At 37.3% G+C, this 12,259-nt stretch carries 12 protein-coding genes; 10 read left to right on the top strand and 2 right to left on the bottom strand.

The window, feature by feature from the left end; all coding sequences use genetic code 11:
* The first annotated feature begins 39 nt into the window (after positions 1-39).
* The 5 genes from porX (at position 40) to AABB81_RS02125 (ending at position 5,861) form a co-directional block, all read left to right on the top strand.
* The gene (porX, locus tag AABB81_RS02145) at positions 40-1,587 is read left to right on the top strand and encodes a T9SS response regulator signal transducer PorX (protein WP_342158282.1); all 1,548 of its coding nucleotides are present in this window, start codon (positions 40-42) and stop codon (positions 1,585-1,587) included.
* Positions 1,588-1,786: 199 nt separating this feature from the next.
* Positions 1,787-2,845, top strand: a complete 1,059-nt coding sequence (serC, locus tag AABB81_RS02140) for a 3-phosphoserine/phosphohydroxythreonine transaminase (RefSeq protein ID WP_342158281.1) — start codon at positions 1,787-1,789, stop codon at positions 2,843-2,845.
* Positions 2,846-2,869: 24 nt separating this feature from the next.
* A complete protein-coding gene (locus AABB81_RS02135) occupies positions 2,870-3,820 on the top strand; it encodes a D-2-hydroxyacid dehydrogenase (protein ID WP_342158280.1) in 951 nt (316 codons plus the stop codon).
* Between the two features lie 120 nt (positions 3,821-3,940).
* Positions 3,941-5,176, top strand: a complete 1,236-nt coding sequence (locus tag AABB81_RS02130; RefSeq protein WP_342158279.1) for a DUF1015 domain-containing protein — start codon at positions 3,941-3,943, stop codon at positions 5,174-5,176.
* A 22-nt stretch (positions 5,177-5,198) separates the two neighbouring features.
* Positions 5,199-5,861 carry a YggS family pyridoxal phosphate-dependent enzyme gene (locus AABB81_RS02125; RefSeq protein WP_342158277.1) on the top strand — a complete coding sequence of 221 codons (663 nt, stop codon included), beginning with the start codon at positions 5,199-5,201 and terminating at the stop codon, positions 5,859-5,861.
* 41 nt (positions 5,862-5,902) lie between these two features.
* On the opposite strand, the gene holA is transcribed toward AABB81_RS02125, so the two are convergent.
* The gene (gene holA / locus AABB81_RS02120; RefSeq protein WP_342158275.1) at positions 5,903-6,907 is read right to left on the bottom strand and encodes a DNA polymerase III subunit delta; all 1,005 of its coding nucleotides are present in this window, start codon (positions 6,905-6,907) and stop codon (positions 5,903-5,905) included.
* Positions 6,908-6,937: 30 nt separating this feature from the next.
* Between holA and AABB81_RS02115 the strand changes: the two genes are divergently transcribed.
* The 4 genes from AABB81_RS02115 to AABB81_RS02100 all read left to right on the top strand — a co-directional run bounded on the left by AABB81_RS02115 (position 6,938) and on the right by AABB81_RS02100 (position 10,761).
* The gene (locus tag AABB81_RS02115; protein ID WP_342158274.1) at positions 6,938-7,381 is read left to right on the top strand and encodes a type I restriction enzyme HsdR N-terminal domain-containing protein; all 444 of its coding nucleotides are present in this window, start codon (positions 6,938-6,940) and stop codon (positions 7,379-7,381) included.
* Between the two features lie 76 nt (positions 7,382-7,457).
* The gene (locus AABB81_RS02110) at positions 7,458-8,459 is read left to right on the top strand and encodes a glycosyltransferase family 2 protein (protein WP_342158273.1); all 1,002 of its coding nucleotides are present in this window, start codon (positions 7,458-7,460) and stop codon (positions 8,457-8,459) included.
* Between the two features lie 210 nt (positions 8,460-8,669).
* Complete coding sequence (locus AABB81_RS02105; RefSeq protein ID WP_342158271.1) at positions 8,670-10,136, top strand: MltF family protein; 1,467 nt, start codon at positions 8,670-8,672, stop codon at positions 10,134-10,136.
* 16 nt (positions 10,137-10,152) lie between these two features.
* Positions 10,153-10,761 (top strand): trimeric intracellular cation channel family protein, encoded by a 609-nt coding sequence (locus AABB81_RS02100; RefSeq protein WP_342158270.1) that lies wholly within the window; start codon positions 10,153-10,155, stop codon positions 10,759-10,761.
* 14 nt (positions 10,762-10,775) lie between these two features.
* Here AABB81_RS02100 and AABB81_RS02095 read toward each other — a convergent pair whose 3' ends face one another.
* Complete coding sequence (locus AABB81_RS02095) at positions 10,776-10,898, bottom strand: hypothetical protein (RefSeq protein WP_342158268.1); 123 nt, start codon at positions 10,896-10,898, stop codon at positions 10,776-10,778.
* 269 nt (positions 10,899-11,167) lie between these two features.
* Between AABB81_RS02095 and AABB81_RS02090 the strand changes: the two genes are divergently transcribed.
* Positions 11,168-12,181, top strand: coding sequence for a TlpA family protein disulfide reductase (locus AABB81_RS02090; RefSeq protein WP_342158266.1), 1,014 nt, complete (start codon positions 11,168-11,170; stop codon positions 12,179-12,181).
* The last annotated feature ends 78 nt before the right edge of the window (positions 12,182-12,259 follow it).

The raw sequence follows: 12,259 nt of genomic DNA, 5'->3' as shown, positions 1-12,259 counted from the left end.
AAAGGTTTAATTTAATTAATCACAGATAATAGATTTAGAATGAGTTCAGGAAAAATTCTTTGGGTTGATGATGAGATCCAACTTCTTAAACCCCATATGTTATTTTTAGAAAAAAAGAATTATGAAGTTACCCCTTGTACCAATGGTGCAGATGCCGTAGAAAGTGTTAGTGAGGAACAATTTGATATTGTCTTTCTGGATGAGAATATGCCCGGGCTTTCTGGTTTGGAAACCCTTGCCCGGATAAAAGAAAAACTTCCAAATTTACCCGTCATCATGATCACAAAAAGTGAGGAAGAGTATATTATGGAAGAAGCTATTGGTTCAAAGATAGCAGATTATCTTATAAAACCCGTAAATCCAAATCAAATACTTTTGTCGTTAAAAAAGAATCTTGATAATTCAAGGTTGGTTTCTGAAAAAACGACGTCAAATTATCAGCAGGAATTCAGAAAAATCTCTCTTGATCTTGCTATGGTCAATACCTATCAGGACTGGGTTGAACTCTATAAAAAGCTTGTACATTGGGAAATTGAGCTTGAATCAATTGCAGATATCGGCATGACCGAGATACTTGAAAGCCAAAAAGAAGAAGCCAACTCTCAGTTTTTTAAATTCATCAAAAACAATTACAGGGATTGGTTTCATAGTGACGACAGACCCATACTGTCTCATACCTTATTTAAAGAGGTCATTGTGCCGCAGATCGATAAAGATGCGGGCACGCTTCTTGTTTTAATTGATAATTTGAGATACGACCAGTTAAGGGTTCTGGAGCCCATTATTAATCAATACTACAAGTCTGTAGAAGAGAAGTCATTTTACAGTATTCTTCCTTCAGCAACTCAATATGCACGTAATGCTATTTTCTCAGGGCTGACACCATTGGAAATGGAAAAAAAATATCCTCAGTATTGGAAGAACGATACAGATGAAGGAGGAAAAAACATGTTCGAAAATGAGTTTCTTACTGAACAGATCAAAAGATTAGGATTAAACCTTAAACACGAGTATTTCAAGATTACTGCAGTAAATCAAGGAAAGGAACTGGCCTCAAATTTGGCAAAGATAAAGAACAATGATCTCACGGTTATCGTCTATAACTTTGTCGATATGCTATCCCATTCCAGAACTGAGATGGATATGATTAAGGAACTTGCCAGCGACGATAAAGCTTACCGTTCGCTTACCTTGAGCTGGTTCAAAAATTCTCCTTTGCTTGAAATTATTCAGAATGCCCAGAAAATGGGTTTAAAACTGATCATTACAACCGATCATGGAACCATTAACACTTCTAAACCTTCAAAAGTTGTCGGAGATAAAAACATCAGTTCCAACCTTCGGTATAAAACCGGTAAAAGTTTAAGCTACAACGAAAAAGAGGTATATGAAGTAAAGGACCCGAAAGAAATAATGCTGCCTTCCCTTAACATAAGCAGTTCATTTATCTTTGCCAAGGAAGATTACTTCTTTGCATATCCAAACAATTATAACCATTATGTAAAGTATTACAAGAATACATATCAGCATGGAGGTATTTCTTTGGAAGAAATGATCATCCCCTGTATGACATTCGAACCAAAGTAAAATAAGGCTTGAACAAGCAACTTGTCATTTTTTATAAAGAAGGGCTCTACATTTTTTAAAAGCTTACTATTTACCGTCAAAATATTCAATTGTACATAATAAAGTCGTGAAATTTTTAAGAATTTCATAGCCCATATTTGAAAGAATTTTATCAATTTTGCAACAGCATTTTTAAGCGAATCATTTAAATCATTAATTGATGAAAAAACATAATTTTAGTGCTGGCCCCTGTATATTGCCGCAGGAAGTCTTAAAAAAGGCATCTGAAGCAGTGATCAACTTCAATAACCTTGATCTTTCTCTTATAGAAATATCTCATAGAAGTGCCGATTTTGTAGCTGTAATGGAACATGCCAAAGATCTTGTTCTTGAATTACTTGATCTAAAAGATAAGGGATACTCTGCTTTGTTCCTTCAGGGAGGCGCCAGCCTTGAGTTCCTGATGGTTCCTTACAATTTATTGCCTGAAGGCGGAAAAGCCGGGTATCTCGATACCGGAACCTGGAGTTCAAAAGCCATTAAAGAAGCGAAGTTACTCGGTGACATTGAAGTTATTGCATCCTCCAAAGACGCTAACTATAATTATATTCCAAAAAATTATGCTATTCCTTCAGATCTTGCCTATGTACACTGCACAAGTAATAATACTATTTTCGGAACGCAAATAAAAAACTTCCCAAAAACTGATACCTTATTGGTTTGCGATATGAGTTCGGATATTTTCTCAAGAAAACTTGATTTTAGTCAGTTTGACTTAATTTATGCCGGAGCTCAAAAGAATATGGGTCCTGCCGGAACGACACTGGTCGTAGTCAAAGACGAGATTCTTGGAAAAACGGGACGAAAGATTCCATCTATGCTTGATTATCAGGTACACATAGCTAAAGACAGTATGTTTAATACGCCTGCTGTGTTTCCTGTATATGTATCCATGCTTACTTTAGAATGGCTGAAATCTCTGGGAGGAATAGAAGCCATTGAAAAGATTAATGAAGAAAAAGCAAATATTTTGTACCAGGAGATTGACACAAACCCTTTGTTTCAAGGAGTGGCAAAAAAAGAAGATCGATCCAATATGAATGTCACCTTTATCCTGACGGATGAAAGTAAAAAAGAAAAATTCGATAGCACCTGGAAAGCTGCAGGAATCAGTGGTATAAACGGACACCGCTCTGTGGGTGGTTACAGGGCAAGTATCTATAACGCCATGCCCTTAGAAAGTGTGCAGGTATTGGTAAATATCATGAAAGCGCTTTAATAATAAAATTTAAAAATATATAGTATGAAGGTTTTAGCAAATGACGGAATTGCAACTTCTGGAGTTGTAGCTTTGGAAAATGCGGGTTTTGAAGTGATTTTAAAAACTGTAGCTCAGGAACAACTCGCTGATTTCATCAATGAGAACAAGGTTGATGTTCTTTTGGTTCGCAGTGCAACAGAAGTAAGGGAAGCCCTAATCGATGCCTGCCCTTCTTTAAAAATCATAGGTCGTGGAGGTGTAGGAATGGACAATATTGACGTTGAATATGCACGAAATAAAGGGATTAAGGTAATCAATACACCTGCGGCTTCTTCTCACTCTGTTGCCGAATTGGTTTTTGCCCACCTTTTTGGAATGGTGCGTTTTTTGCACGATTCAAATCAAAATATGCCCTTGGAAGGAGATTCTAAGTTTAAAGAACTTAAAAAAGCCTACGCCAAAGGTGTAGAATTAAAAGGCAAAACTTTGGGTATTTTGGGATTCGGAAGAATCGGACAGGCTACGGCAAAAATCGGACTTGGTATTGGAATGAAAGTTGTTGCCTACGACCCTTTTATTGATAGTGTACACATTGGATTGGAATTTTATGACGGACAACAAGTTAATTTCACGATCGATACCATTTCAAAAGAAGCGGTATTGGCACAAGCTGATTTTATTTCTCTTCACGTTCCGGCCCAGGAAGATTATGTTATTGGTGCCAAGGAATTTAGTATTATGAAAAAAGGAGCAGGGATTGTAAACGCAGCCCGTGGGGGTGTAATTGATGAAGTTGCCCTTGTGGCGGCCATTGAAGAAGGAAAGATTTCAAATGCCGCCTTGGATGTGTTTGAAAATGAACCAAATCCGGAGATCAAACTTTTAATGAACAAAAACATTTCATTAACACCGCATATTGGTGCCGCTACTTTGGAAGCACAAGATAGAATCGGAGAGGAACTGGCTACCCAGATCATAAAGATCCTGGCTTAAAAACAGCCGATTGCATGAACGGCAATAGAGGTTTATTATATCCATAATAAATCTCTATTTTTGTTTTAAGGAGTATTTACAATTCCATCCAAAATGACTTCTGTTATAACCTGAACCACTATGGCCCTAGTAAAACCTTTTAAAGCTGTCAGACCGACCAGAGATAAGGTCGCCTTGGTAACAACAAGGTCATACGATATTTATCAAAAAAAAGAACTGAAGGATATTCTTAGGTTAAATCCATTCTCTTTTTTACATATCCTGTTACCAGGGTTTAAATTCCACAAAACCGTTCATGGAACAAAACGATTCAAAATGGTGCACAACCGATACAGGGAATTTAAGGAAAATGGCATTTTCGAAAGTGATGCCTCACCAAGTTACTACCTCCATCAAAAATCATATAAAGGGAATGTATTTTGGGGAATTATCGGGCTCGCCTCCATAGAAGATTATCAAAACTGTGTGATCAAAAAGCATGAAAAAACACTGAGTGAACGGGAAGCTTTATTTGGCAATTATCTTGAAGTCACCGGATTTAATGCTGAGCCTGTTCTTATTACCTATCCTGATCACGAGTTTTTGTCATCCCTGATAGAAAAATACAGGAAAACACGAGCCGAGTACGAATTCACCACCAACAAGAACAGAACACATTTAATGTGGCTCCTCGATGAGGAGGACGAAGTTTTAAAGATTAGCGAAGCCTTTGGTTCAATGCCTTCGTTGTACATAGCAGACGGTCACCACCGAACCGCCTCGTCGAATTTTTTATACAATAAAATGGCTGCCGGCAATGACGAAAAGGCAAAAGAGCTCAGTAAATATTTTATGGCCTATTTTATTCCGGAATCCAATTTAAGAATCACTTCTTTTTTCCGTTTCGTAAACCATTTAAACGGTCTTCACAAAGAGGAATTCTTAATAGCCCTTGACGAATATTTCAGAATTGAAAACGTTGGAAAACAATATTATAAACCTTCTAAAAAGCATCATTTCTCAATGTATCTTGACGGATATTTTTATAAATTATACATGAGAAAGTCTGCTTTCAAACCTCAAAATGAGCTTGACCATCTGGATTCCCAAATTTTGTTCAAATATATCCTTGAACCTATTCTGGGCATACACGACCCTTCAAATGATAAAAACATTCATTACCTGCCTGAAACAGGTAATGAAATGCAATTGCAATACCTTGTTGATTCCGGCGATTTTGCAGTAGGGTTCGGATGCTTTCCCGTCTCGGTCGAGCAGCTAAAAACAGTGGCTGATAATAACCTGGCAATGCCTCCTAAAAGCAGCTATATTGAACCAAAGCTAAGAAGTGGATTAACAATCTATGAGTTATCGTAATAATTTAATTAAAAGTATATAAATGCTTGTAAAACAGAATTTAATAGAGTTTAAAAAAAATCTACCTAAGGAAGTAACACTGGTTGCTGTATCAAAAACCAAACCTATAAGCGACATCATGGAAGCCTACGAGGCCGGGCAACGAGTTTTTGGGGAAAATAAAATTCAGGAAATGGTCAATAAATACGATGAACTTCCTAAAGATATTCAGTGGCATATGATTGGTCACCTTCAAAGCAACAAGGTAAAGTATATGGCGCATTTTGTTAATCTGATACACGGGGTAGACAAGTTCAAAACCCTTAAAGAAATCAACAAACAGGCTCAAAAACACAATCGGGTTATCAACTGTTTGTTACAGGCCAAGATCGCAAAAGAGGAAACCAAGTTCGGTATGAGTTTTAAGGAGATTGAAGAAATACTTCAGTCAGAGGCATTGACTGAACTTAAGAATGTCAAGATAACCGGATTGATGGGAATGGCTAGTTTTAGTTCGAACGATAAGGAAGTATCGGATGAGTTTAAAAGCCTTAAAACATTTTTTGACAAGCTAAATAATGCTGGATATGAATTAAGCGTACTTTCAATGGGTATGAGTGGAGACTATCAATTGGCCATTGACCATGGCAGCAACATGATCAGGATAGGCAGCGCTATTTTTGGTTCACGCAATTATATTGCTTAAAAAACACTGGATGAACCTATACTTAGTAATTTGACATTAAATCAGTGCATGATTTTAAACAGCAGCTCTTTAAGGATATCTCCCTGAGCCAAATTTGAAGCACCGACTCCCTTACTCTTAAGGTCGGCTTCCCTCAGGCCCGATATAACCTGTGCCACTTTTCTCATGGGATAATTTTTTGCTGCTCTCTGATATTCCGGTACAAAATAAGGGTTAATCCGCAGCCTTTTACTTACGTTTATTTTTCCCTTGTCTTTTAACCCATGATATAGGAGCAACTGAGTAAAAAAAGAATTTAACAGTGAAATGGTCATGACCAAAGGGTTGCTCTTCGGATTCTGACTAAAATATTGAGCTATCTGATTGGCTTTTAACAATTCTTTGTCCCCTATTGCTTTTCGCAATTCAAAATTATTAAAGTCTTTGCTGATACCTATATTATTTTCAATATGAGCAGCAGTGATGACAGACCCCTTTTCAAGTATCACAGCCAGTTTCTCTAATTCATTATCAATCTTTGAAAGGTCAGCTCCCAAAAATTCAACCAGCATATGTATGGCCTTGGGCTCTATTTGATAACCTCTTTCTTTTAAGATGCTGCCGATCCAGTCTCCGACCTGGTTCTCATAGAGTTTTTTGCTTTCAAACAAACATCCTGTCTGGGATATCGTTTTGGCCAGTTTTTTTCTTTTGTCAATTGTTTTATACTTATAACAAATTACCAAAACCGTTGAAGGTTGCGGGTTTTCAGCATAAGCAGCCAGATTCTCAATAGTTCTTGAGAGGTCCTGGGCTTCTTTGACAATAACCACCTGTTTCTCAGCCATCATTGGAAAGCGTTTGGCATTGGCAACGATCTCATCTACAGACACGTCCCTTCCATAAAAGACCATTTGGTTAAATCCCTTTTCCTCTTCCGACAGTACATTGTTTTCAATGAAATCTGAGATTTTGTCAATATAATAGGCTTCCTCCCCCATTAAAAAATAGATGGGCTTGGCATTTCTGGATTTAATCTCTTCAACGATCTGATTGATTCTGTTCATATATTATGCGAAGTTCCTTACTTTTACACCATGACAAATCTCAATCTGCCAAAGTATTCCTTTCGCATCAAAAATAAAGAAAATAAGCTTTACATCTTTGATAGAATCAGAAAAAAAGACCTGATTCTTACCGATGAAGAATGGGTTCGTCAAAATTTTGTCTCTTTCCTGCACGAGGATAAAAAGTATCCCCTATCTCTTATCGCCATCGAAAAACAATGCCTTGTGAACGAACTGACCAAGCGCACTGATATTTTGGTGTTTGACAAGACAGGAGCACCTCATATCATTGTTGAATGCAAGGCTATGCACGTAAAGATCAGTCAGGATGTCTTTGACCAGATTGCGAGGTACAATATGACCTTAAAAGCTAAATACCTTGTGGTTACCAATGGACTGGAGCATTATTACTGTCAAATGAACCACGATTTAAAGCAATATGATTTTTTAAAAGAATTACCAAATTATTCTTAAAAATGGCCTGTTTAATAGTTTTCATTCATGAAAAAAACTATGTTTGCAATTCTTAAAATGATTATATCCACTTACCTTGAAAATAGCTATTGTAATTTTAAACTGGAATGGCCGAGATTTACTGGAAAAGTTTCTCCCATCGGTTGTTGCTCACAGTAAAGAGGATGCAGAAATATACGTGGCTGACAACAATTCTTCCGATGAATCCATCTCTTTTCTCAAGGAACAATACCCTCAGGTAAAAATTATACAAAACAGTATTAACGGAGGTTTTGCCAAAGGATATAATGATGCTTTAAAATACGTTAATGCTGATATTTATGCCTTGGTGAATTCTGACATTGAAGTTACTGAAAATTGGCTCAAACCTATTAAAGCAGTTTTTGAACAGAACAGTCAAACGGCAATTGTTCAACCCAAAATACTTGATTACAAAGACAAGTCTAAATTTGAATATGCAGGTGCGGCCGGAGGTTTTGTAGATTTCATGGGATATCCTTTTTGCAGAGGGCGCGTATTTATGGAATTAGAACATGATCATGGACAGTATAATGATATAGCAAATATATTCTGGGCTTCAGGTGCGTGTTTCTTTATCAAATCAGACATCTATCATCAGCTGGAAGGCTTTGATGAACAGTATTTTGCGCATCAGGAAGAGATTGATCTGTGCTGGAGGGTCCAAAACGAGGGTTATGCGATTCAATATGTTGGTCATTCAGAAGTATACCATGTGGGAGGGGCCACCCTCCGGGAATCAAATCCTCAGAAAACTTATCTCAATTTTAGAAACAGTCTTTTTACCATTGCCAAAAATGTTCCTAAACGCTTCGTTTTTATCGTGATCTTCCTTAGGTTGGTACTGGATGCCGTTGCCGGCATTAAATTCATCATAGAATTAAGGCCAATACATACCTGGGCCATTATTAAAGCACATTTGAGTTTTTACAGGCACTTGAAAAAAATGATGTCCAAAAGGCGCGCGCTATCTTATAAACAAACGAATTACTTTTATTGTTTTAGCATTGTTTGGGAGCATTTTATCCTGAGGAAAAAAAGATTTTCACAGATTAAATAACTGATTTTGCACCAAGAATTCGTCCAATTAACCGGATGAAGTCCTTGTCAATTAATTTCCTATATTTGACTTTATCTCAAAATAATGAATTGGTCTTCATATTGACAGGCAATTTTATGCTTTGCCGGGAAAAAGGATTACAATAAGGCTAAACTGCCTTATTTTATGCCTTCTTCGAGAAAAATGACCAAGTTTACAAATTGTTGGAAAATGAATGAAAAAACAAAATTCAGATTGGGTAAATGGTTTCTTTTTGGCGTTTTACTTTTAACTGTAACTGTCTTTTCCGCTTGTTCCTCCAATAGTAAAAAAGAAAAATTAAAAATCCATATAGAGGGAAAACACATTGATTATGACCTGGATGAGATCGTTGAATCAGGTGTTCTTAAAGTAATCACTACCTATTCACCTACCGGCTACTTCTTGTATAGAGGCGAAACCATGGGCTTTGAATACGAGATTTTTAAACGCCTGGCAGATCGTTTGGGAATCAGTTTGGAAATGGTAATTGCCAAAAATGTCGATTCTGTGATTCCCATGCTCAACCGTGGTGAGGGAGATATTATTGCACTTGGCTATACCATTACCACAGATCGAAAAGAAGATGTTAGTTTCACAGAACCCTATCTTGTCACACACCAGTCATTAATCCAACGGAAGCCTGACAATTGGAGAAAAATGACCAGAGACAAAATCAAAGAATCATTGGCTACCGATATCATTGACCTCATTAATGATACAGTGTCGGTTAGAATTAATTCTTCTTACTATCAGCGGTTAAGGGAATTGACAAATGAGCTCGGTGACAGCATATATATTGAAGTACTGCCCGGGGAATTGTCTGATGAGGAAATCATTAAAATGGTTTCACAAGGAGAGATCAAATATTCTATTATTGACAATCATAAGGCTGCTATTCACAAGAGCTATTTTCCAAATATTGACGTGGACACACCCGTGAGTTTATCGCAGCGTATTGCCTGGGCCGTGAGAAAATCATCCCCAGAACTATTAGCAGTAATCAATCAGGGCTTAAAAGTCATTAAAAGGAAACCGGATTACAATATGATCTATAAAAAATACTTTGAAAACAAAAGACAATTCCACAAAAGGCTCGACAGCGAATACTACACCGGAACTACTGGTAAATTCAGTGAATATGATGAGCTCGTTAAGAAGTACGCAACAAATTTAGGCTGGGATTGGATTCTGGTTAAATCATTGATTTATCAGGAATCGATGTTTAATGCCAGCAACAAGTCATGGGCCGGCGCAAAGGGTCTTATGCAACTTATGCCTGCTACGGCTGAAGAAATGGGAATTTCGAAAATCAATGATCCTGAACAAAACATAAAAGCCGGAAGTAACTATTTAAAGAGAATGGACTCTTATTGGGAGCAGATTCCGGATTCCATCCAGAGGATCAAATTTGCAATGGCGTCATATAATTGTGGTTATGGCCATATCAAAGATGCCCAAAAACTAGCTATCAAATACGGAAAAGACTCCTTGCGCTGGGATGATGGTGTCGATTTTTTTGTTATGAACCTGTCAAAGCCCAAATACTATAATGACCCTGTAGTCGAGTTTGGTTACGCCCGTGGTAATGAACCTTACGAATATGTAAAAGATATCTTTGAAAGATATAAAAATTACAAGACCTTGGCCGCTCAGTAAACCAAACCATGCCACTATGAGTATTTTTGATTTTCTCGATCTTTTGGGAACAGCGGCATTCGCGATCTCAGGCGCCTTGTTCGCAATCAAAAAAAGAATGGACACTTTTGGAGTACTCATCATTGGGTTTGTTACCGCCGTTGGAGGAGGAACATTAAGGGACATGCTTGTTGGTGCCGACCGGATCACCTGGATGAATGACCTTAACTACCTCTATGTGATCATTGCAGCTGTGATACTCGCCATTGTTTTAAGAAATAAGATAGGCTATCTAAGCAAATCGCTCTTTTTATTTGACACCATAGGTTTGGGGATCTTTACAATTATAGGAACAGAAATAGGATTGCAAAACGGATTTCATGCGCTTATCTGTATTATCCTTGGAATGATCACCGCAACATTTGGAGGTGTTATCAGGGATACCCTGAGCAACGAAATGCCTCTTATTTTTCACAAAGAGATCTATGCTACAGCATGTATCATTGGCGCCGGAACCTACCTTATTTTAGATAAATTTCAAATAGACCAGTCTCTGATTCACATCCTGACAACGCTTATGGTCATTGCCGTTCGGCTTATTGCCGTAAAATTTAAGTTACAGCTGCCTACTTTTTACAGTAATTGATTTTAATCTTCTCTTCATAATTCGGGTTTCTGTTCAAGCGCACTTTTGAGTTGTTCTGCATTGGGTTCTTTTCCATGCCAAGCGTGTACGCCCATCATAAAATCAACTCCATTATCCGTTTTAGTGTGCAAAAGCATACCTGCTGGTATGCCTATACCTATGTCAACTTTTCTAATCTTAATCCGTGAATCACAGTTTCTAGATCACCTGCTTTATGGATCTCAAGTACTTTTCAGCCAAATATCCCTAAGGTCCCCCTAATGGCATTACGCTATCGGTGTCGCCGTCAATCTGTTTCAAATTTGGCTTATAATTACGGTTAAATTTTAAACTATGTTTAACAATACTTAACTCGAAAGTTAATTGGAAAAACATAAATTTGTACGATTTTTAAAAAGAACCATATATGAGAAGAATAGTATTGATACTTGTAGTTGCAACCTTATTCGCTTGTAGCAAGAAGTCTGATAACCCATATGTTACTTTGAAGGGTAATATCAAAAATTCTGAATTGGATAGCATCAGTATTTTAGGAAAAAATTTCAGGAAAGTAATTAAATTAAATGAGGATGGATCATTCAAGGATACCTTAAAGGTGACTGATGGTTTTCATGGGTTGAGTGACGGAAGACAGCAGGCATACCTTTATCTAAAGAATGGTTATGACATGGAAATTCAAATAGATATGAATGCATTTCCCGAAGCAGTCGTATTTGAAGGTGAAGGCGCAGTGACCAATAACTATATGGCCAGCAAACTTGAATTCATTAAAAAAGAAGAGCTGACAGATTACGCTCAATTTTTTCGACTTGAAAAAGATGCCTTTGAGGCCAGAATTGCTGGTGTGAAAAAGAATTTGGATAGCCTTTTAATGAATGCAAAAGGCCTGGATCAAAAAGTGTACAAAACTGAAGTTGAAATGAACGAAAAATTGATCATTTTCTTTGAATCCAATTACGAAACAGAACACCAGAATTATGTGGGTCTCAACAAAGGAGACCCCTCTCCTATCTTCAACTACCAGGATCAATTTGGCAAGAATGTTTCTTTGACCGATCTGAAAGGCAAATATGTTTATATAGATGTTTGGGCCACCTGGTGTAGCCCCTGTATTAAACAAATCCCATATTTAAAAGAAATAGATGAAGCGTATAAAGGAAAAAACATAGCCTTTGTAAGCCTGTCTATTGATAAGATGGAACATAAGGATAAGTGGCTGAAAATGATTGAGGACAAAGACCTTAGAGGGATACAAATCATGGCAGATAAAGGTTGGGACTCAGATTTTTTAAGAGCCTATAATATCACTGGAATCCCGCGATTTATTCTGATTGATCCGAAAGGAAATATCATAAATTCAGATGCACCTAGTCCGTCTGATCCTTATCTGAAAGAAGTTTTAAGTACACTGTCACTTTAGTCTTCGGCGATCATCAAAAAAGGGCCCCTGAATATATCAGGGGCTTTTTGTTTTATATGGTCCATAGGGTCTTTAAAC

The sequence above is a fragment of the Lutimonas vermicola genome, assembly GCF_038433205.1.
Lineage (GTDB): Bacteria > Bacteroidota > Bacteroidia > Flavobacteriales > Flavobacteriaceae > Lutimonas > Lutimonas vermicola.
Note: the sequence above shows the minus strand (reverse complement) of the source record. Positions and strands in the feature narration are given on the sequence as shown.